Annotated in this window: 20 protein-coding genes; 9 read left to right on the top strand and 11 right to left on the bottom strand. The window is 56.0% G+C overall.

Going from position 1 to position 21,241, the window contains the following annotated elements:
- Positions 1-19: 19 nt before the first annotated feature.
- The 4 genes from cydC to LKE90_RS12505 all read right to left on the bottom strand — a co-directional run bounded on the left by cydC (position 20) and on the right by LKE90_RS12505 (position 4,718).
- Complete coding sequence (gene cydC / locus LKE90_RS12520; RefSeq protein ID WP_291494315.1) at positions 20-1,717, bottom strand: thiol reductant ABC exporter subunit CydC; 1,698 nt, start codon at positions 1,715-1,717, stop codon at positions 20-22.
- The gene (cydD, locus tag LKE90_RS12515; RefSeq protein ID WP_291494316.1) at positions 1,714-3,408 is read right to left on the bottom strand and encodes a thiol reductant ABC exporter subunit CydD; all 1,695 of its coding nucleotides are present in this window, start codon (positions 3,406-3,408) and stop codon (positions 1,714-1,716) included. The genes cydC and cydD overlap by 4 nt, the downstream gene beginning before the upstream one ends.
- Positions 3,409-3,660: 252 nt before the next feature.
- Positions 3,661-4,065 carry an ArsR/SmtB family transcription factor gene (locus tag LKE90_RS12510; RefSeq protein ID WP_407066104.1) on the bottom strand — a complete coding sequence of 135 codons (405 nt, stop codon included), beginning with the start codon at positions 4,063-4,065 and terminating at the stop codon, positions 3,661-3,663.
- The gene (locus LKE90_RS12505; protein WP_291494318.1) at positions 4,062-4,718 is read right to left on the bottom strand and encodes a peroxiredoxin; all 657 of its coding nucleotides are present in this window, start codon (positions 4,716-4,718) and stop codon (positions 4,062-4,064) included. Before LKE90_RS12505 ends, LKE90_RS12510 begins: the two co-directional genes overlap by 4 nt.
- A 104-nt stretch (positions 4,719-4,822) precedes the next feature.
- On the opposite strand from LKE90_RS12505, the gene LKE90_RS12500 reads away from it, so the two are divergent.
- From LKE90_RS12500 to LKE90_RS12490, 3 genes are read left to right on the top strand one after another with little or no spacing between them, the layout of a single operon-like run.
- Positions 4,823-5,767 (top strand): MBL fold metallo-hydrolase, encoded by a 945-nt coding sequence (locus tag LKE90_RS12500; RefSeq protein WP_291494320.1) that lies wholly within the window; start codon positions 4,823-4,825, stop codon positions 5,765-5,767.
- A gap of 41 nt (positions 5,768-5,808) precedes the next feature.
- Entirely contained in the window at positions 5,809-7,494 is a 1,686-nt protein-coding gene (locus tag LKE90_RS12495) for a bifunctional protein tyrosine phosphatase family protein/NAD(P)/FAD-dependent oxidoreductase (RefSeq protein ID WP_291494321.1), read from the top strand.
- A 5-nt stretch (positions 7,495-7,499) separates the two neighbouring features.
- Positions 7,500-8,273, top strand: coding sequence for a sulfite exporter TauE/SafE family protein (locus LKE90_RS12490; protein WP_291494323.1), 774 nt, complete (start codon positions 7,500-7,502; stop codon positions 8,271-8,273).
- Positions 8,274-8,398: 125 nt separating this feature from the next.
- On the opposite strand, the gene LKE90_RS12485 is transcribed toward LKE90_RS12490, so the two are convergent.
- The 3 genes from LKE90_RS12485 to LKE90_RS16570 are packed head-to-tail and all read right to left on the bottom strand — an operon-like array spanning position 8,399 to position 9,683.
- The gene (locus LKE90_RS12485) at positions 8,399-9,052 is read right to left on the bottom strand and encodes a response regulator transcription factor (protein ID WP_291494325.1); all 654 of its coding nucleotides are present in this window, start codon (positions 9,050-9,052) and stop codon (positions 8,399-8,401) included.
- Positions 9,049-9,387 (bottom strand): ATP-binding protein, encoded by a 339-nt coding sequence (locus tag LKE90_RS12480; protein ID WP_291494393.1) that lies wholly within the window; start codon positions 9,385-9,387, stop codon positions 9,049-9,051. The genes LKE90_RS12485 and LKE90_RS12480 overlap by 4 nt, the downstream gene beginning before the upstream one ends.
- Before the next feature lie 20 nt (positions 9,388-9,407).
- A complete protein-coding gene (locus tag LKE90_RS16570; protein WP_408737097.1) occupies positions 9,408-9,683 on the bottom strand; it encodes a hypothetical protein in 276 nt (91 codons plus the stop codon).
- A 620-nt stretch (positions 9,684-10,303) separates the two neighbouring features.
- On the opposite strand from LKE90_RS16570, the gene LKE90_RS12470 reads away from it, so the two are divergent.
- The 5 genes from LKE90_RS12470 to LKE90_RS12450 all read left to right on the top strand — a co-directional run bounded on the left by LKE90_RS12470 (position 10,304) and on the right by LKE90_RS12450 (position 17,623).
- Positions 10,304-12,712, top strand: a complete 2,409-nt coding sequence (locus LKE90_RS12470) for a TonB-dependent receptor (RefSeq protein WP_407066105.1) — start codon at positions 10,304-10,306, stop codon at positions 12,710-12,712.
- A gap of 263 nt (positions 12,713-12,975) precedes the next feature.
- Positions 12,976-13,485 carry a Fur family transcriptional regulator gene (locus LKE90_RS12465; RefSeq protein ID WP_291494330.1) on the top strand — a complete coding sequence of 170 codons (510 nt, stop codon included), beginning with the start codon at positions 12,976-12,978 and terminating at the stop codon, positions 13,483-13,485.
- Positions 13,486-14,129: 644 nt separating this feature from the next.
- Positions 14,130-16,061, top strand: coding sequence for an acyltransferase family protein (locus tag LKE90_RS12460; protein ID WP_291494332.1), 1,932 nt, complete (start codon positions 14,130-14,132; stop codon positions 16,059-16,061).
- A gap of 39 nt (positions 16,062-16,100) precedes the next feature.
- A complete protein-coding gene (locus LKE90_RS12455; RefSeq protein WP_291494334.1) occupies positions 16,101-16,979 on the top strand; it encodes an SDR family oxidoreductase in 879 nt (292 codons plus the stop codon).
- 293 nt (positions 16,980-17,272) lie between these two features.
- Positions 17,273-17,623 carry a RidA family protein gene (locus tag LKE90_RS12450; RefSeq protein WP_291494335.1) on the top strand — a complete coding sequence of 117 codons (351 nt, stop codon included), beginning with the start codon at positions 17,273-17,275 and terminating at the stop codon, positions 17,621-17,623.
- A gap of 70 nt (positions 17,624-17,693) precedes the next feature.
- Here the strand turns inward: LKE90_RS12450 and acuI are convergent, their stop codons facing one another.
- Together acuI and LKE90_RS12440 are read right to left on the bottom strand one after the other, a co-directional pair.
- Positions 17,694-18,677 carry an acrylyl-CoA reductase (NADPH) gene (gene acuI / locus LKE90_RS12445; RefSeq protein ID WP_291494338.1) on the bottom strand — a complete coding sequence of 328 codons (984 nt, stop codon included), beginning with the start codon at positions 18,675-18,677 and terminating at the stop codon, positions 17,694-17,696.
- 157 nt (positions 18,678-18,834) lie between these two features.
- Entirely contained in the window at positions 18,835-19,269 is a 435-nt protein-coding gene (locus LKE90_RS12440; RefSeq protein ID WP_291494340.1) for a CHRD domain-containing protein, read from the bottom strand.
- 141 nt (positions 19,270-19,410) lie between these two features.
- On the opposite strand from LKE90_RS12440, the gene LKE90_RS12435 reads away from it, so the two are divergent.
- Entirely contained in the window at positions 19,411-19,650 is a 240-nt protein-coding gene (locus LKE90_RS12435; RefSeq protein WP_291494342.1) for a hypothetical protein, read from the top strand.
- Positions 19,651-19,665: 15 nt separating this feature from the next.
- On the opposite strand, the gene LKE90_RS12430 is transcribed toward LKE90_RS12435, so the two are convergent.
- Positions 19,666-20,256, bottom strand: coding sequence for a histidine phosphatase family protein (locus LKE90_RS12430; RefSeq protein WP_291494343.1), 591 nt, complete (start codon positions 20,254-20,256; stop codon positions 19,666-19,668).
- A gap of 19 nt (positions 20,257-20,275) precedes the next feature.
- Positions 20,276-21,208: a ribose-phosphate pyrophosphokinase gene (locus tag LKE90_RS12425; RefSeq protein WP_291494344.1), complete on the bottom strand. Its 933-nt coding sequence runs from the start codon at positions 21,206-21,208 to the stop codon at positions 20,276-20,278.
- Positions 21,209-21,241 lie beyond the last annotated feature (33 nt).

Here is a 21,241-nt window from a genome sequence, read left to right as displayed (position 1 = left end):
GCACGCAGCCGTCGTCATTTCATCGCGGCCTCCCGCGATCTGTCGTGTTTTCACGGAACTGGCGGTTCACAATTTCCACCGTCCGATCCAGAAAAGGCAGGACGGGCTCACGATGCGTGATGCACAGGAGCGTCGTATCCGGAGGCAGGGCATCCGTCAGAGCGGTCATCAGCGCCTGTTCCGTTGCCGCATCCAGCCCCTCTGTCGGTTCGTCGAGAATCAACCAGCACGGACGGCGCAGCAGCACGCAGGCCAGAGCCAGCCGTCGCCTCTGTCCGCCTGACAGGCGGAGACCGGCTTCTCCCACCAAAGTATCCAGCCCCTCCGGCGTCTGACGCACGAAGGACGCCAGTTGCGCGGTCTCCAGAGCCGTCCACATCGCGGCTTCGTCCGCCTCAGGGCAGGCCATTGCCAGATTGCGACGGATGCTTCCCTGAAACAGATGAGCATCCTGCGACAGCACACCAACCGTCCGGGACAGGGCATCCGCGTTCAGCCGGCTGACATCAACGCCCCCGAAACGCATCACCCCTTCCTGATACTCATTGAACTGGAAAAGGAGATTGATGAGCGTGCTTTTTCCGGAACCGGATGGCCCCACCAGCGCCACGCGCTCGCCCTGTCTGATCGTCAGGTCGGCGTGACGCAACACCCAGCCTTCACCGGGCCCGTAGCACATGCCGAGATCAGACAGTTCAAGATCGAAAGGCGCCTGTGGTAACGCCTGTCTTTCGTCTGTCACGGCATCCGGCACCGGCGCGCACAGTGTCATGATACGCTGCTCCGCCAGATGAGCCTGTCGCGCCATTTGCCGGGCCGCAGACAGTGGAGCCATGTTTTCAAACGCGGCCAGAGCACCGAGCGCCAACATCGGCAGACAGGCGGCGGACAGAAAGCCGCCCTCTCTGGCCGTCGCGGCGCAGGCCAGAACACCAACGGCGGTCAGCATAGCCAGCACGCCCACCAGCGCCCGGGCAGCCCCCTCGATCATCGCAAGCTGCATCCGGGCCTGCCGGACGGCTGCCTGCCGAATGTCCAGACGCTGCAACAGGACATCGCCCGCGCCAAGAAAGGTGATTTCATCCAGACTTTGCAGAACCTCGACCAGATCACCGTGCATCGCGTCCTGATGCGCGGCGATGCGGGCAGTGGCCCGGTCCGACAGCCATCCCGTGACCATCGGCAATATCAGACCGGAGAGCAGCAGCCCGAGAGCCAGCACAATTCCCGCCTGCGGCACGAAGAATGTCGTGAGCGCGACACAGGTGACACCACACACCGCCGCCGTGACACGCGGCACCCGAACATCCAGCCAGGCATTTCCAGCCCGTTCCGTGTCGGTGACAAAATGGAAAAGCTGCTCACCACTGCGCTGACGGGCCAGCAGGCGCGGAGGAAGCGCAACCAGACGTCCGAAACTCCATGTGCGAACCTGTCCGATACGCCGCAGGCTCACATCATGTGTGACCACACGCTCGCCATAACGGGCCAGAATGCGAAGGGTCGCCAGAAAACGGACTCCAGCAGCAGGGAGAAACATGTTGAAGGCGTCCCGCGCCGCCAGACCCGCCAAACCCGCGACAGCCGCGCTGGCCAGAAGCCAGCCGGACAGAAACAGCAGACCGAAATTCGCAAGTGCTGCGACAGAGGCGAGAACAAGCCCCAGCAGCATCTGCCGTTCGGTCGAACGGGGCGGCAGGGAAAAAGCCTGTTTCATGCCGCAACTCTTTCTTCGCAGGACACAGCCCGTATCGTGCCGCCTTCGACCGCAAGGAGACGGTCCGCGCCTTTCATCAGAACCTGCCGGTGCGTTGAGACGATGACGATCCGCCCTTCCACGCAACGTCGGATCGCATCCATCACACGCTGCTCACTGTCCGGGTCGAGACCCGCCGTGGGTTCATCGAGGAGCAGGATGTCGGGCTCACGGATCAACGCCCGCGCCAGAGCCAGCCGCCGGACCTGACCGCCGGACAGACGCGCGCCTCGTTCACCGATAACGGTATCGAAACCGCATGGCAGCGCCTCGATGAATGAGAGAGCGTCCGCTTCCGCCGCCACCGCACGGAGACAGTCCATGTCGGCATCCGGTGCGCCAAGACGCAGGATTTCAGCAATGGTGCCGTAAGGCAGGCAGGGTCGCTGCGGCACCCATCCCATCCGGGGCCAGACGCTTTCAACCTCTTGTCCCTGATCATCAAGTGCGACAACACGCCCTGCCGCCGGGACGTGCAATCCAAGCAGTGTCCGCATCAGGGTCGTCTTGCCGGCTCCGCTTTCGCCAACCACAACCGTCAGTTCATCGCGCGCAAACCGGCAGGACACATGCGTCAGGACCGCCGTGCCCGCGTCGTCATACCCTGCGGAAAGATCATCACAGACGAGGCAACTGATCGACCGGACCTCATCCTCCGGCGTCCTCACTTTTTTCGGCAATTCGGGGAGCGCCATGAGAGAGGTGATCCGCTCCATCGCCACCGTGGCATTCTGCCGTGCGTGATAGCTGGCGGAAAATGCCCGAAGCGGCATGAAATATTCCGGAGCCAGCAGCAGCACGAGAAAAGCCGTGCGGAAATCCGCGTGACCGGCAAGCAGTCGGGAGCCGAACACAACCGCAATCAGGGCAATCGACAGGCTTGCGAAAAATTCGAGCGTGGCTGAGGTCAGAAAGGCGACACGCATGACCGACAGGGTGGAGCGCCGATAATCATCCGCCATGGTTGCGACCACATCCACGGCCTGACGCGCGTGACCGAAAAGCCGCAGGGTTGTCAGTCCCTGAACAAAATCAAGAAAACCGGACCCGAGCAGGAGAAGCCGCGTCCATTGCCGGTCCATGATGGCCTGCGCGCGGTAACCGACCAGCGCCATGAACAGGGGAATCAGGGGGCCGGTGCAGGCCAGAATCAGGAGACTCCAGCCATCAAGCCCTGCGATGCAGGCCAGAATCATCAGGGGCAGGATGGCCATCATCGCGGCTCGCGGCAGATACTGGGCGATGTAGGGCTCCAGCGCGTCGATGCCAGTCACCATGGTCGTCACGGTTTCTCCGGCGCCCCGATGGGCAAGACGGACGGAATCGGTTCGCAGGAGATGGGACAGCACGTCCGACCGGAGAGCCGTCGTGACTTTCATCCCTGCCGTCGCCGACGCCATGTCAGCCAGCCAGACTAGAACCGCCCGCCCTGTCAGCAGCAGCGCCAGCCACCCGAGATGTCCGGCTTCGTCATGAAGACCCCGCCCTCTGAAGGTCAGGTCATCGACGATTCCACCGAAAGCAAGCAGTTGCAGCACCAGAAACGCCGCTGATGCGGCGTTCAGACTCACCGCCACGCCCAGCCACAGCCCGGCGCGCGATGCCAGCCCTTTCAGCGTTCCGTGTCCTGCCTGTCCTTGTTCCGTCTGCATCGACTGTGCGTCTCCACCTGCCGCATGACAGGGATTTAATTACTTTCAATATAAATGAAAGTATAACTTAAAATAATTATGAAATTATTAAGCGTCAAGAGTAGCCATCTGCAAGCGACGCAGCGCAGAGTTCGCGCAACCGCAGCGCCTTCCATGAAGGCGACATAAAAAAAGAGGGCCTGAAGCCCTCCCATCAACACAGTTTTTTCTGGAAACAATCCGGCTTAACGCGCCTCAAAGCGGGGAAAAGCGCTATTCCCGCCCTCCGGCAGGACCAACCCAGGCAAACACCGCCCCGGCTTCCTCCACTCCCCCACGATGATTCGAGGACGTCTTCACACTGGACGTTATTTCTTCATGGGGTTGCGTATTCCACATGCCCAGCAGGGAGCGCAGCCAGTTCTCTCCCTGCACATCCGCAAAACGATAAACAATCGTGCGCGACTCACGCTCGGTACGCAGAATACCAGCGCGACGCAGGATTCCGAGCTGCTGACTGAGTGTCGGCTGGCCGATTCCCGTGCTGCTTTCCAGCAGCCCGACAGCGCAGGGGCCGTTCAGCAGTTGCGCCAGAATCATGAGCCTCTGCGGCTGGGCAAAAAGCTTCAGATGCTCGGTCAGCCGCCGCGCCTCTTCCGGCGTCATGCCGCCACTCACGAACCAGCCTCCTGCCAGACCCGCATGAACCAGGCCGGACCCGCCGCCGCCGCATCTTCCTGAGTCTGCACGGCCGGCAGAACGGTGTCATCTCCGGGCTGCCACCCCTCAGGCGTCAGCACATCATCCTGCGCAACCTTCTGCAGCGCCGCCACCAGACGCAGCATCTCCGTCACGGAGCGACCGACGGACATCGGATACCAAGTGATGGCGCGGATAATCCCTTCCGGGTCGATCACATGCACCGTGCGGACCGTGGCGCTGCTTTGCGCCGTAAGGTCGAGCATCCCATAAGCGCGGGCCACCGCCATGGACGGATCCTCGATGATCGGGAAAGGGATCGTCACCCCGAACTGGGAACGGATGGCCTCGATCCACGCCAGATGCGCGGGCAAGCTATCCACGGAGAGCCCCAGCAGAGCGCAGTCCAGCGCCCTGAAACGACCAAACGCCCCTGAGAAGGCGAGGAACTCGCTGGTGCAAACGGGCGTAAAATCCGCGGGGTGAGAGAACAGCATGACCCAGTGGCCACGCAGCGAACTCAACTGTAGGCGGCCATGCGTCGTGCGCGCCACGAAATCCGGCGCCCTGTCACCAATGCGCGGAAAGACTTCAGAGGCCTCATCGCGGGCCATCGAAACGGAGCTGCTCATTGCCAGCCTTATAAATCCAACTCCCGCCTTGACGCAACAAGGTTTCATTATTAAATAAACAGACAGACAATACTTAATATATTTACTTAAATATAGGGGCTGCAATGTCTGATCCCGTCTCCTCCTCCGATCCCGCCCTGGCCGCTGTAACCGCCCAGATCCGTCAAGTCGAGCTGGGACAGGCGCGCGCTCCGGTCGTCCATACCGTCTTCGACGAAGCGACGTTCACCGCCAGCCACATTGTTCATGATCCGGTTACACGGAACGCCGCCATCATTGACAGCGTGCTGGATTACGAGGCGGCCTCCGGGCGCACCAGCCACAGTTCGGCGCAGAAGCTCGTGGACTACGTGCGCACGGAAGGTCTGACGGTGCAGTGGCAACTTGAGACACACGCCCATGCGGACCACCTGTCCGCCGCACCCTGGTTGCAGCAGCAACTGGACGGCAAGCTGGCCATCGGAGCCGAAATCACCCGCGTCCAGAACGTCTTCGGCAAGATTTTCAACGCGGGAACGGAATTCGCCCGCGACGGCTCCCAGTTCGATCACCTGTTTCAGGATGGCGATCGTTTCTCAGTCGGCGGCATCGAAGCCATCGCCCTGCATGTGCCCGGCCATACGCCCGCCGACATGGCGTTCATCATCGGAGACGCCGCCTTTATCGGTGACACCCTGTTCATGCCAGATTACGGCACGGCCCGGGCGGATTTTCCGGGCGGCGACGCCCGTCAGCTTTTCCGCTCGATCCGCCGCCTCATGGCGCTTCCCGATGCGACCCGCGTGTTCCTGTGCCATGACTACAAGGCGCCCGGTCGTGACCGATTCGCATGGGAGACCACAATCGGCGCGGAGCGACAGGGAAATATTCACGTCCATGATGGCGTCAGCGAAGATGAGTTCGTCACCATGCGCACCGCACGGGACGCCACTCTGTCCCTGCCCAACCTGATCATGCCTTCGGTGCAGGTCAACATCCGTGGCGGACACATGCCCGAACCGGAATCCAACGGAACACGCTATATCAAGATCCCGATCGACACGCTCTGATATCCGTCTCTCCCCCATTCAAAGACCGGGAACTCTACCTCATGTCCTTCCGTTGTCTGACCCCTGAGTTTTCCATTTCCCCTCAGATTTCCGTCGCCGATGTGAATGCCGCGGCGTCACAGGGCTTCAGGACCATCCTCTGCGCCCGTCCCGACGGCGAAGGTGCGGGGCAGACACCCTCCTCGGAGATCGAGCAGGCGGCCCGCTGTCGGGGGCTGGAATTTGTGGCGATCCCCGTCCGCTCCGGCGCTCTGCCGGATGAAGACGCCGTGGCGGCCATGCGTGCGGCGCTGCAACAGATGCCGGGCCCGGTGCTGGGCTATTGCCAGAGCGGGAACCGGGCCGCCCGGCTCTGGGCGCTCGCTCAGGCAGGCAGCCTCTCGAAAGACGCCATTCTGACGGCGGGAAAGGCCGCAGGCATGGATCTGTCCGTGCTGGGGGACCGCCTGACCGTGGCCTCGCATCCTTCCCTCCCTTCGATGGGAAAAGCCTCATCCCGACGCTTCAACGTCATCATTGCAGGAGGCGGCGCGGCTGGCCTGTCCACAGCCGCCAGCATCCTCAAACGCCGACCGGGCGTTTCGGTGGCGATCGTGGAACCTTCAGCCACTCACTATTACCAGCCCGGCTGGACTCTGGTGGGCGGTGGCGTTTTCAAACCCGAACAGACATGTCGATCGGAAGAGAAGCTGATTCCGGCGGGCGCGACCTGGGTTCGCCAGTCGGTCGCGGCGTTCCATCCTGACAAGCGGGAGGTTCTGCTGGATGATGATGCAGTCCTGTCCTACGATATCCTGATCGTGGCGACCGGCCTGTCGCTGGACTGGACAGGCATAGCCGGTCTGCCGGAGACCCTCGGCAGGAACGGTGTTACGTCCAACTACCTTTATGACCTCGCTCCATATACATGGAAGCTGGTGCAGGATCTGTCGCATGGCACGGCCCTATTCACCCAGCCTCCGATGCCCATAAAGTGCGCTGGCGCGCCCCAGAAAGCGATGTATCTGTCCTGTGACGCATGGCGGCGACGCGGTGTGCTCAAGGATATCTCCGTCGAATTCGACACCACGACGCCAGCCCTGTTCGGCGTGGCGGCCTTTGTGCCCGCACTCATGACCTATATCGAGCGTTACGGCATTGACCTGCATCTGCGCTCGAAACTGGTCGCCGTGGATGGGCCGCAGCGTGTAGCGACTTTCGAGCGCGTCACGGAGAACGGCACGACGCAGGTCCAGCGTTCCTTCGACATGCTGCACGTCGTCCCGCCACAGGTCGCGCCGGAAGTGGTCAGAACCAGCCCGCTTGCCGGAGCCGACGGGTTCGTGACCGTGGACCCCGCGACCCTGCGTCACACCGCATTCACCGATGTCTTTGCATTGGGCGATGTCGCTGGCACCTCGAACGCCAAGACGGCAGCCGCCATACGCAAGCAGGCGCCCGTCGTGGCGGTCAATGCGCTGGCGGCTCTGGACGGCAAGGCTCCCACCGCTATTTATGACGGTTACGGCGCCTGTCCGCTGACGGTCGAACGCGGACGGATCGTGCTGGCCGAATTCGCTTATGGCGGCAGACTGGAACCCACTCTTCCGCTGTGGCTCCTGCGCGGCACGGAACCGACACGTCTTGCCTGGTTCCTTAAGGAAAGAGTCATGCCGCCACTCTACTGGAACGGCATGCTACGTGGTCACGAACTGCTGGTTGCTCCTCGGAAAGCGCCGGGAGCCTGAGCAGCATGGCCATTGATCTTCCCCATCTGTTGCTGGAGCTTTTCTCCGGCTCCCTCATCGGCTTCACGCTGGGGCTGATCGGCGGGGGAGGATCAATTCTGGCAGTGCCGCTGATGGTCTATGTCGTCGGCGTGAAGAACCCGCATGTCGCCATCGGCACCAGTGCGCTGGCTGTCGCGGTCAATGCGCTGGCGGGACTGGCGCAACATGCGCGTCTCGGCACGATCAAATGGCGCTGCGCCGGCCTCTTTACACCCTGCGGCGTGCTGGGCGCATTTGTCGGCGCCACTCTGGGCAAGGCGATGGACGGCGGACGCCTGCTGCTGTGTTTCGCATTACTGATGATCGTGGTGGGAGTCCTGATGCTGAAAGGACGAAACAATCAGGGATGCGTGGGGGCGGCCTGCAATCGTCAGAATGCGCCGCGCGTCATGATGTACGGTCTGGGAACAGGCGCGCTGTCGGGTTTTTTTGGTATCGGCGGCGGATTTCTGATTGTGCCGGCTCTGGTCGCTTCCACCGGGATGCCGATTCTGAACGCCATCGGGACATCACTGGTCGCGGTCGCCGCTTTCGGCGCCAGCACCGCCGTCAGCTACATGCTCTCCGGACTGATCGACTGGAATCTGGCTCTGCTGTTCATTCTTGGTGGTATCATCGGCAGTTTTGGGGGCATGCGGACCGCCAAGGCGCTCTCCGGCACGACCGGTGCGCTGACCGTATTTTTCTCGGGCGTTATCTTCTGTGTCGCGAGCTACATGATCTGGCGCAGTCTCTGACTGGCTCGTAGCGGCAAAGAAAAAGGCATTACCGCATTTATCTCGACAGAACTCTCAGATGGGATTTTCCCAATTTCGGGAGTTTTTCTACTGCTCACAATTTGTAAAACTCATGAAATTTCAGATCATCCTTGCTGATAGCGCGTTACTGATGGGTCCCTGATATCGAGCAACTCTCCGTACCGGACCAGATCCGCAAAAGATCGTGCTCCCATTTTCTTCATAACGTGAGCCCTGTGAACTTTTACAGATATGATACTCAATGATAGGCGGCTTGCTATCTGTTTGTTCATGAGGCCAGAAATCGCCAAAATCATGACCTCCTGCTCCCGGACAGAAAGAGCTGAGTATTTATTTTTCACAATGGACAAAAGCTGCACTGATTCTTTTTCATTTTTCCAGAACATCAAAGCATCTGTTACAGCCTGTAGCAGATCATCATCAGAAAAAGGTTTGGCCAGGAAATCTATCGCGCCAGCCTTCATGCCTCTGACAGCCATTGGCATGTTTCCATGACCCGTCATCATGATCACAGGGAGGCAACCGTCTCTCATGCGCACTTCATCCTGAATATCCAACCCGTTGACATTCCCGAGTTTCACATCAAGGAGAAGACAGCTTGGTTCCTGCGGGATTTCCGATGCCAGAAATTCAAATGGATCAGCAAAAGTCCTGACCGAGAATCCTTCGGCCCTGAGCAGACTGTCCAACGCTGCCCTAATACCAGCATCGTCATCAACGATGATGACATGACCAAGCCCACTGAGGAACGACGTCATGACGATGCTCTTATGGCCGGAAGACGGACGGTAACCAGAGCGCCATAGGGTTCCACATTTTCTGCTTTAATCATGCCATGATGCGCTTCGACGATTGTCTGACAAATGGAAAGCCCCATCCCCATTCCGCTCTCTTTCGTCGTGTAGAAGGGCTCAAAATACTGTTCCGTTTCGAATTGCGGAAACCCGTTTCCGTTGTCTTTCACCGAGAAATCAACGTATTTTCTACTATTTTCTGCACTACAGATAGATATCATGATAATTTTAGGTCGATTTTTTGTGACCAGCGTTGCATCTATCGCATTCAGCAACAGATTCACTATGACCTGCTGTATCTCTATTTTGTTGCCATATATTAAGGGTATTCCCCCCCCATAGCTCTTTGGATCTCGACTTTACCTGAATATTCACCAAAGTTTACAATGGCGATAGCCTCTTGCGTCAGCTTCTTAAGATCGAGAGATGTACGACGCTCAACCTGCTCGATTCGGGTCAGTTCACGAAAATTGCGGATAATGTCTCCAGCACGTCTCGCATTTTCGTCAATCTGCCTCAGGCAGGACAAGGCCTCTTCGATGTCCGGATTTGGGCGTCGTAACCATCGACTGCCCGATTGGGCAAAAGTCGCAATAGCCGAGAGAGGCTGGTTTATCTCATGCGCTATGGCAATGCCAATCTGACCAAGAGTTTTGATTCGATCAGCATGAGCCAAAATCTGCGATTGTTTTTCCAATGTTTCCCGCGCGCTTCTGCTCCGTTCTATAATGAAAGTAACAATAATAATGGCAATAACGCTTAATGACAGACGGGAGATGCCGTCTCCATAGGGAGTGCTCCAATGCACGATAAGGAAAGCACTGCAATCGAGCATCAGACAAACAGCCGCAACGATACGCAGCGTTCTCGCGGTGCAACGTTCATTGATAAAAACAATAACGATAACATACAGAACTCCAAACGCATTATGCGAAGGAATAAGCGTTGTAAGAAACACAAGAGCTATTATTGTTATGATAGAGACCGTTGAAAGGTAATTCATATTCCGACTTCCAACCAACAATATCCCGCAAAGAAATAACACACTACCGCACTAACTACATTATTTTTTACATGAAAATTTTATCATAACATTTCTATCGTATATTTTGAATATATACCTAAGTATACCATGCCGGATCCCATATATGCAATTGTGAGTAATTCGCATTTATGCTCTCTGTGGCCGATATTTCTTGTCACAAGGCTAATGAGATGACAGTCAGACACATTCATCACAGGGTTCGATCAACTCCCCTTATGGCAGGGTTTGCCTTGCTTTGCTCAGGCCTGCATCCCAACTGCGCTGATGCTGCGAGCGACAAAACACCCAAGCCTCGTCCGCAGCCAGCCAAGGCACGCAAAACGGAAGACAAACTATCGGAAAGGCTGGCAACCACGGATAAGACCAAAAACCAGACCGCTGCCCAACCCATCAATGGGCCATCAGCCCGCAATGCGCATCTGGCGGTGAATTCGGCGGAGGAGCATATCACTGTCCTTGGTAGCCGCATGAATATCCTGCATGAGGATATCGGACTGAGTCGCATGCCACAGGATGTCATGCATACACCACAGACAGTAAATGTTGTCCCACGCGCTCTGATGGAACAGCAGAATGTGAAATCTCTGGATGAAGCCCTACGCAACGTCCCAGGCATCACTGCCTCGGTTGGTGAGGGAGAGGGAGGCATGTCGGGCGATCAGTTTCTGATACGTGGTTTTCAGGCACAGAATGATATCTATGAGAATGGACTTCGAGATTTCGGTGTCTATGCTCGTGACAGCTTTTACTATGACCACGTTTCTGTCATCAAAGGACCATCCTCCGAAGTCTTCGGTAACGGCACGACTGGCGGCGCCATCAATGTCGTCAGCAAGACACCGCATAAAGGAGATTCATACCAGGGTAGTTTTTCCGGAGGATCAGGCTCCTATTATCGCGGAACGCTTGATATCAACAAACAGATCAGCGACAGCATTGCCGTTCGTCTTTCCGCGATGGGCAACGAGAACAATATGGTCGGCCGCGACTATATCTATTCTCATAGATGGGGCGTGGCACCGTCCATAACTTTCGGGTTAAACAAGAAAATCTCTTATACAATAGACTATTTTCATCAAAATGATAACCGGATACCGGATTATGGCGTCTGGGTCGTCCAAAAACCCGGAACCACAATCGCAAAACCGATTACAGAATACGGTATCAATCGTAAAAACTGGTATGGCACGACCTTTGATCAGGACGCTATCAGCACGGACATGCTTACTGGCCGTTTGACCGCGAAAGTCGCTCCCTGGCTCAGTCTGTATAATGACACCAAAGGCGGTATCTACCATCGTTACTATTCAGCATCTCAGCCAAACTGTAACGCCACCTGTGTCACTAAATATTTTGCGGGAGATCCCACCGCGTCCATAGGCAGAAATGGCGGTCTGGGAGGACCGAACCCTTATAAACAGGATGACTGGTCTATACAGAATGTATTTTCCGGAATAGCACATTTTAATACCGGAAGATTTCGTCATGAAGTGATCGGTGGATTCGATATCGAACATATCGAAGATCATAGAAAAAATTATCCATACAATGAAACCCGTCAGGGAACGAATCTGGTTAATCCTTCAATGAACGTGCCCGGTTTGGAACGGGTCAATTGTGCAGACAATCCGGCCGGTCTGGCTTCGATCCCGAACGGGGTGGGACGTAAATGCTATAAGGACGGGAGCGCCACCGATATTGGTGTTTTTCTGTCTGACCAGATTTGGCTCACCAAATGGTTCGCGATTAAAGGTGGTTTCCGCCTTGATCAATGGTATAGCTCTTATTCTGCGACAGGTGGTCTAAAGTCCAATCCAGATACGCATTTCAAACAAACACAAACAACTGTTAATCCGACAGTGAATCTTATGTATACCCCCAATGATGATCTGATGGTATATTTCAACTGGGCGGAGTCCACTACACCAACAAGTTTATATGTCACAAATAGCAATGCGCCTTTCATAACGGGATCAGGATATTCACCAGAGCGTAGCCGCTTGTACGAAGTGGGCGCAAAATATAATGCTTTCAAGGGACGTATGGGTTTTACAGCGGCGCTATTTCGTCTTGAGAAAAACAATTCAACGATTACGGACCCTTCAACCGGCGACGTCTCTGCATCATCTGACAAACAACGCAATCAGGGTCTTGAACTAAGCGCGTCGGGGAACATTACCTCAAACTGGAGTATTATTGGCACATATGCGTTCTATGATAGCCGAGTGACCGGTTCACAAACGGCGGCAGATGTAGGAAAACGTATACAGTTTGTGCCAAAGAACTCGGCAACCTTGTGGACGACCTACAATATAGCACCGAAAAAACCTTACAACTTGAGCATCGGCGGGGGAGTCACATGGCGTGAAGGTGTGTGGCTTGACGCCCCGAACACGGCACGTGTGCCAGCAACTCTCGATTTCGATGCCATGGTTGCCCATAAATTTGGAGAACATTGGCGTATAGCAATGAATGGATACAACCTTGCCAATCGTCTGAATTACAGCAATCTGTTTCAAAACCGGGTGACACCTGCGATCGGCCGGTCATTCCTGTTCAATATTGCTGCAACTTATTAGAAAAATTGGAACTTTTCATCTGTATCTTCTCCACAGTCCATGTGGAGAAGACCAGATTATCGTAAGAAATTGGTCGCCGCAGAACAGATCAATGGGCGTATCACAGATCCCATTCGACTCATTATTTAACGACTAGCTCTCGTTGATCAATATTTATTATGACTTGATGCAAAAATGACAATTATGAATGCACCAGTAATAAGATGCATCCAACGAGGAACAGACTGTCGAGAAGGCTATCAAATTTTCGAGGATTCTCTTTGATGGAAACTCTTTTAACTCCCAATCATCAACGTCGGCGGCATGTCTCCGGAACAGCTCAAATTCGACCCGGAAAGAGAGCCAGTCAGACGGCAATCCGCCAGTTTGAAAGCCGTTGTCGTGAAAGTGGAATAAAAATAACGGATCACCGGAGTCTGATATTCCATGGTATTTTCCAGGCAGGCTCAAGAGCTACCGCACTCGATATTTGGAAAACAATCATCGGAATGGTTGAATCGCATTCACCCAACATTGCCTCCATTCAGAGAACCCTGAATATTTTACTGCAACATGGCTTTATTTGGCGCGAGGTGGGAGAAGATCGTATTTTTCGATACAGCCTTGCTGAAATACCGCAGTCAGAATTTCCGGTTCTATTTGTCAATCAAAAAACAAAAAAAGAAATAACCTCCAAAAATGAAAACCTGAAAAACGAAATAAGGAAGTTTTTTCAAACAAAAAATATTGATATAAATGTTGTGAGCATTACGATTATATGCACCGACTCTTGAAAATCATATATTCTGGAGAGCACTATACCCTCTGGTTGGAAATCAACAAACGCGATTCAAGCGCTGAATGTGGGCGTCAGAGCTGAACAGTTGGATAATCAGCATCATCCCTCAGGCGAAACGCTACCATCTGACATAACGGCAAGGAATGGGAACAGATTGCCCACGGGCGCCGCATCCCGAGCGTCGTGGAAGATCACGAGCAATTGAGTTCCCATCCGACTCTCACACTCACGACGATCATGAGATTTGTGCCATCAGGCTTTCGGTGGTGCCTCCCGCTCTTTTTGGGGGAGCATCCGGGTGCCGTAACACAGTCCGAATAACAGCACAGCATGAAAGTTCTGAAAAAAGACCTTGATCAGACCATCAGCCACTTCCAAAACGGGCCAGCAAGATTCATACCACTTGCAACGCTCTGATGAAGCTTGCGGAAGATGATACTCCATCAACCATAGAACCCGTTCATCATCGCCATCAACACATACGCTCGCAAAGCGATGGGACCAACCTGTCCTGTCCAACTTCTCCACATCAGCAATCTGCTTTGCAACCGTTCATGGAGAATTGGAATCAGGTGCAGATTGTGTCTTAAAGGACATGACACCAGTGTCTTCTGCATGAGTATGAGTTCTTTAACCCGGATGAAAGTTCCTACCCTTCCATATCGCGGGGATATCGATGGCCTGCGTGCCGTCGCTGTCATTGCCGTCGTGGTATATCATGTCTTTCCCCGCTGGTTACCCGGCGGCTTCTGCGGTGTGGACGTATTTTTCGTCATCTCCGGGTTTCTGATCACACGTCAGCTCAATCAACGTGACATCAGTTTCGCGTCATTCTACACCCGCCGACTACGCCGCCTCGCTCCAGCACTTCTTTGCGTACTGCTCGCCACAGTCATCGCCGGGATGCTCTTTCTACTTCCCAATGAACTCAGCACCCTCGGTCTGGCCTGCTTCGCTGGAGCCACTTTTCTGTCCAATTTTTTTTCATGGCAGACACAGGGATATTTCGATCGCGCATCCAGCCTCCAGCCATTACTACATCTCTGGTCTCTTGGTGTGGAAGAGCAGTTCTATCTTTTCTGGCCTGCCCTCATTGCCCTGTCCCGTCGAAAAGCATTTTCCCTCACACAAACAGCCCTTGCCACAGGGCTGGCATCTTTCGTTATCGGGCTGGGATGTGCATTTTTCTCACCGGCAGCAGATTTCTATCTACCGTTTTCCCGCATATGGGAATTCATGATCGGAGCAGTTCTTGCTCTTGGCGAGTGCAGGCTCGGAAAACTCTCTATCCGCCAGCGTGCCACTTACAATGGAGGAGGGCTGCTCTGCCTTCTGATTTCCGTATTCCAGCTCAGACAAGACTGGTTTTTCCCTTCACCTTCGGCTCTTTTTCCTGTGCTGGGTGCGGCTCTGGTGATCGCCGCCGGACCTGAAACTCTGCTGGCACGGCGAATACTGTCCTCCACTCCTGCTAGATGGTTGGGCTCAATCAGTTATCCGCTATATCTCTGGCATTGGCCGCTCATCGCCTATGAACATCTTATCCACGGCGTCAGCCACACACACAGGAGCACAGGCTACGCCATCATCGCACTGTCCGTAACACTTGCTACTCTGACAACGCGTTTTGTAGAAGCCCCTCTCCGGTGGAAAACCCCCGAACGACGCACCATCATAGGGCTACTCACCGCCCTGACAATCACTGCCGCTCTGGGCCTGACACTTTGGGCATGGCCCGGATACAGCACTGCAATGGGCAGCGACACCCCCGGTATTAATCTTGAAAAAATAAATCTAGCCGAGCAGAACGGAATTTTTCCGATCACTACCCATATGCGTGTCGAACATATGCAAGGACTGACTGTCGGCATCATCGGCTCCGGTCCACAAAATTCAATCCTGTTTACGGGAGACAGCCTTTTGTTCCAGTGGGCTCCGCGCGTGGACGCCCTTTTTGCCAAAGGTCTCTTAAAACGAACCATCATTTTTATATCCGGGCCGAGTTGTGCTCCTCTTCCCGTCGAGACACCCGCCAAAAGCTTCACCTACTGTAATGCGATGTCTGAAGTGCAGGATCATATTCTGACGAAATGGCCGGTACAGACAATTGTCATGGGCGCTCTCTGGGAACGTGTTTTCGATCCACGCTCAGAATGGCCCACGAAAAAAATCAGGGCCGAGGAGAGAATAAAAGCGTTATCCGACAATGGGAAACGCAGGATTGTTTTCATCATGCCAACCCCGACAAGTATCCGTTTCGACCCTGCTCATATGGTGACACGGCATTTCACGCATCTGACTCTGGACAAGGACGCCTTGCAGAACGGCATTCCCCTCGCACCCCTTATGGCCGAACATGCAGACATGGCCGCTTTTCTGGCAAGTATGGCCCGGGACACGGGTAGTTCCACTCTCGATCTAACACAGAACATCTGCGGATCAGCCGAGACCTGTTTTCCACTTATGCCGGACGGCACGCCAAAATTCGCGGATCAGATGCATCTGCGTCCGGATTTCACAAGCGGTTTCATCTCCGGTCTGGATGATATCCTCACAAAGTCCGCTCCGTAATATTTTCCACAAAATGATATCAATAAAAAAGGATATGAAATGCCGTTCTCAGCATCTGAAGTGATTATCGCCGTCATCGGAGCAAGTGGCCGGTCTGGATCAGTTCTGTGTCACAGCCTTCTTTCGGAAGGCTACAAAGTGATCGCAGTCGTCAGAAACAGGCACAATCTCGCTCCTGAACTCGCCACGGTCTGTTACGCAGTCCGGGAAGCGGATCTTACGGACCGTGACCGTCTTTCAGCAGCCCTGAAAGACGCCCTCATCGTCGTAAACACAGCTCACGCACGGTATCTTTCTTCGATCCTTGCCGTTACCCCTGCGCCTGTCGTGGCGTTGGGCAGCACCAGAAAATTCACACGCTGGCCGGATGCTCACGGCAACGGGGTTCTTGCCGGAGAGCGTGCGCTCAAGGAAGATGGGAGACCCTCTATCCTGCTGCACCCGACAATGATCTACGGCGCTCAGGGTGAAAACAATGTTCAACGTCTCGCAGCTCTTTTAAGGAAACTGCCTGTTGTTCCCCTGCCGGGTAGAGGCCGCTTTCTTGTGCAGCCCATCGAACAGCGCGATGTCACACGCTGCGTTGTCGCTGCAATTCCCCTGATCCTATCCGACGTGATCAAAACACCGGAAACTCTGGTTATCGCGGGCCCCGAAGCCATTACTTACAGAAAATTCGTTAGTATGATCGCTCATTTTTCTGAAAACAGAAAAATACGCATCATTTCCGTCCCCGACTGGTGCATCAGAATGGCAGCCTGTATTTTGCGAAAGCTTCCCGGTGTTCCTCGGATTGAAGACGCTGAAATCCGCCGACTGACGGAAGACAAGGATTTCGATATTACGGCCATGAAAGAAAAGCTGGGTGTAACTCCCATGGCTCTTTCTGAAGGTCTGGCGAAGATTTTTGCAAAATAAGACCAATGGTTTCATGGTCTGTTTCTTGTGCTGGCATTGCCCGCTCCCGCAAGGAACCACAGGCCCCTTAACCCCGCTTTATTGAGAGCAAACGGTTTCCAAAGGTGCGCCTTTCCTTAAAACCATGAATATGATGCTGTTCAGCGCCAGCATAAAATTACCGTTCGCCAGACAAAACAGACAGGACAGTCCCCAAAAGAGACGATCTGCATACAAGAAGGCTACATTCTCCAGATCAGAACGGATATGATCCTTGCAGACAGATCAACAGACACACGGCAAAAGGAGACATCATGACCATCAAGCGCCTTGCACCCGAAGAACGTCTCAGCGGAGCATCCGTCTGCGGAAATATGGTTTATCTCGCCGGGCAGGTCGCCGATGACGCAACGCTGGACGCGGAAGGACAGACCGCCGACATTCTGCGCCAGATCGACGCACTTCTGACCGAAGCCGGCACCAGCAAGAGCAACCTTCTCTCCGTGCAGATCTTCCTTGCCGATATCAACGATATGGCCGCCATGAACCGGGCGTGGGACGTTTGGCTGGATCGTGACAACAAGCCCGCACGCGCCACGGTCGAGGCAAAGCTGGCGAACCCGGACTGGAAAGTGGAAATCACCGGGATCGCCGTTATTTCCTGATACGGGAAAATATCTCTTTACATATCCCCGGGCGGGGACAGGCTTCAGAAACGCATTTCCCCGCTCTCCCCTACCCCGCTACGTTGATCAGTATTCGCCCATGTGTTCGACCGTCCATCAACACATGCGCCGCGTCGATGGCCTTCGACAGCGGATATTCGCTGACAACATCCTCCAGACGCGTCACGTCAATCAGACCGGCAAGCCGATCCCACGCCCTGATCCGCTCTTCGCGGGGACATAACGCGCTATCGATTCCGAGCAGACTCACACCGCGCAGGATAAAAGGCGCAACGGTCAGGGGCAGGTCCATGCTGCCGGCAAGACCGCATGCCGCCACGGCGCCACGCAGGCGTATGGCGGCGCAGATCGACGCCAACACCTGCCCGCCGACGACATCAACCGCGCCAGCCCACTCGGCTTTTTCCAGCGGGCGCGTTTTACCAGCGAACAGGTCACGCCTGATCACCCGGCTGGCGCCAAGGCTTTCGAGATAGTCCTTTTCCGCCATGCGCCCGGTGACAGCAACGGTCTCATAACCCAGTTCAGAAAGCAGCATCACGGCAATACTGCCCACACCGCCGGATGCGCCCGTCACCAGAACCGGCCCATCGGCGGGCTTCACATCGGCTTTTTCCAGCGCCATGACGCAGAGCATGGCCGTATAACCAGCCGTGCCGAGAATCATCGCCTGTCGGGTGGAGAACGCCGAGGGAAGCGCTATCAGCCAGTCACTACTAACCTGAGCCAGACCAGCGAGACCGCCCCAGTGTTTCTCTCCCACCCCCCAGCCGTTGAGCAGCACCTTGTCTCCGGGTCGAAAAGCCGGCGAACGGGATTCAACGACCGTGCCGGAAAAATCGACTCCCGGCACCATCGGCCAGGATTTCACGATCGGCCCTTTGCCTGTGATGGCGAGCGCGTCCTTGTAGTTCAGGGTGGACCATTCAACCTTCACCAGCACGTCGCCCGCAGGCAACGCGTCCCGGGCTATCTGACGAAAAGATGCGGTCTGTTCCCCGTCGTTCTTTTCAATGATGACGGCGTCAAACATCTCACCTGTCCTCGCTGCTCTGGCGGCAGGCCGTGCAGTGAAATCCTGCCCGCAGACAAAAATCCGGCATGACGATGACGCCTGCCGGACCCCATCCAGTCAACAGGGGATCATCGTCTCGCGACAGGGGCGAGGATGACTCCCTGCGGACGGAGGCTCAGTTTTTGATCAGCTGCGCTCTGGCTTCACCATTGGGATGCTCGGCCGTGTGCAGGTTCACATAGACTTTTCCGGCTTCAAGCGCCTCGATCTGCTTGCCGTCGAGCTTGACCTTGCCTTTCAGCGGGCTGGTGTAGGGGCCATCGATGAGTGCGACGACACCGGCATCCTGATCGAAGTTGGCAGGGCCGTGGAAGTGAGCGGCATTTACCGGACCGGACAGGCCGGACCACTGGATGCTGTAGGTCAGTTCATGCGTCTTGGCATCAAGGGTGGCGTCGATCATGCCGGTGGGATGGGATTTCGCACCATGTTCAGGCGAGAAATTTCCCATAAACATCCCATCCATTCCCGCAGCGGACGCCAAGGAGGTCGAGGCGGCAAAAACAGCAGAGGCCAGAAAGGCGCTCCTGATCGTTTTTTTGAAAGTCATCTGGCTGATCTCCGGTTCGTGAGGCGGCTACGATACAGCGCACAACGCCGAAGAACAGTCTCTGTTTGATAGCACACATAAATTTACCGTGCGCTAACACTCCCGTCTTACGATCAGGCCGATTTATTGAAGGACATCGTCATGACGAGTTCAGCATCCCTGAGCGGCACCGGCTACGCCCTGCTGGCTCTCCAGCATCGCGGCCGCACCTCCGCCGCGCCAACCAAAATCGCCGATACCAACATCAATGCGGTCGGCCAGCGCTCTCATGGCGGCAGTCTTTCAATCGGGCTCGACGCCACAGGCAATGTTCTCACCAAGAGTAACGCGGGCAAGGATGGAAAAACCGTAAAATCCGCAGCCGTCGACCTGTTCGGCTGAACAGATCAGCTTCCCTTATCCGAACGGCTTCAGATTCCAGGGGGTTCCCGCAGCAGTGGGCGGCTCAGCCACAAGTGGCACGGCGTTGGGGAGCCGGACATTCGCCGGGAGATGCATGGCTGACCGCAAGGCGCGGAACAGAGCGCCGTGGGCAACCACCAGCACCGTACCCTGCCCGGTCAGCGCCCGATTCAGGGCGGCAACAGCGCGGTCACGCAGAAAAGTAAACGGCTCGGCGCCGGGCGGCGTGTAAAACCCCTCGACCCAGTCGTCATACCAGTCGCCCATCGGGCAACCTTCCTGCTCGCCGAAACAGACCTCTTCCAGTCCCACATCCATTGTAAGCACGGGGCGAACGCCGTAACGCTCCTTCAGTGCGTCAGCCGCAACCTCCGCCGTGCGCAGGGCGCGGGCCAGTGGGGACGACACGATACGGCTGATCCGCAGATCTCCCAACGCTTCCTGCGCCAGCAGCCCCCCCGCCTGTCGCGCCTGCTCCAGACCGGTTTCATTCAGCGGGATATCGGTCCGACCCTGCGACAGACCCTGCCTGTTCCAGTCCGTCTCACCATGACGGAGATACCAGTACCGTTTGGGGGTAATCACAGGGCAGTCCTCTGCTTTCTCAGTCGAACAGCGACGATACGGAACTCTCGTCGGACACGGCCCGCATGGCCCGTGCGAGCAGCTCTGCTGTCGTGATCTGACGGATGTTGTGGGCCGCCTTGACCGCTTCCGTCGCCTTGATGCTGTCCGTCAGTGTGAGCATCTCGATCGGAGAAGCACCGATCCGCTCGACGGCCTTTCCGGTCAGCACACCATGCGTGACATAGGCGCCGACGGACGCCGCGCCATTGTCGATGATCGCCTGCGCCGCATTGCAGAGTGAGCCGCCGCTATCCACGATATCGTCAACCAGCAGGCAATGACGGCCTTTCACGTCACCGATCACATTCATGACCTCGGACACACCGGCCCGCTCGCGGCGCTTGTCGATGATGGCCAGGTCCGTGTTCAGGCGCTGCGCCAGTTGACGCGCGCGCACCACGCCGCCGACATCCGGCGAGACGATCATCAGGTCACGATCGCCATACCGCTCCTTGATGTCGCGCACGAACAGCGGCGCGGCATAAAGATTGTCCACCGGCACGTCGAAGAAGCCCTGAATCTGCATGGCGTGCAGGTCCATGGTCAGCACACGGTCAGCACCGGCCTCGACCAGCAGGTTCGCCACCAGCTTGGCGCTGATCGGCGTGCGGGGACCGGATTTACGGTCCTGACGGGCGTAACCGAAATACGGCATGACCGCCGTGATCCGGCGGGCCGAGCCACGCCGCAGCGCGTCCAGCATGATCAGCAGTTCCATGAGGTTGTCGTTCGTCGGCATGCAGGTGCTCTGCACGACGAACACATCCTCACCACGCACATTCTCGAAAATCTCGACAAAGACTTCCATGTCGGCGAAGCGACGCACGGAGGCGTTGCAGAGCGACATATTGAGTTCAGCCGCCACAGCTTCGGCGAGCGGTAGGTTGCTGTTACAAGCGACGATCTTCATCGGCCGATTTTCCTGTGAAACTGCACCACACGA

The organism is Acetobacter sp. (assembly GCF_022483985.1).
GTDB lineage: Bacteria > Pseudomonadota > Alphaproteobacteria > Acetobacterales > Acetobacteraceae > Acetobacter.
Note: the sequence above shows the minus strand (reverse complement) of the source record. Positions and strands in the feature narration are given on the sequence as shown.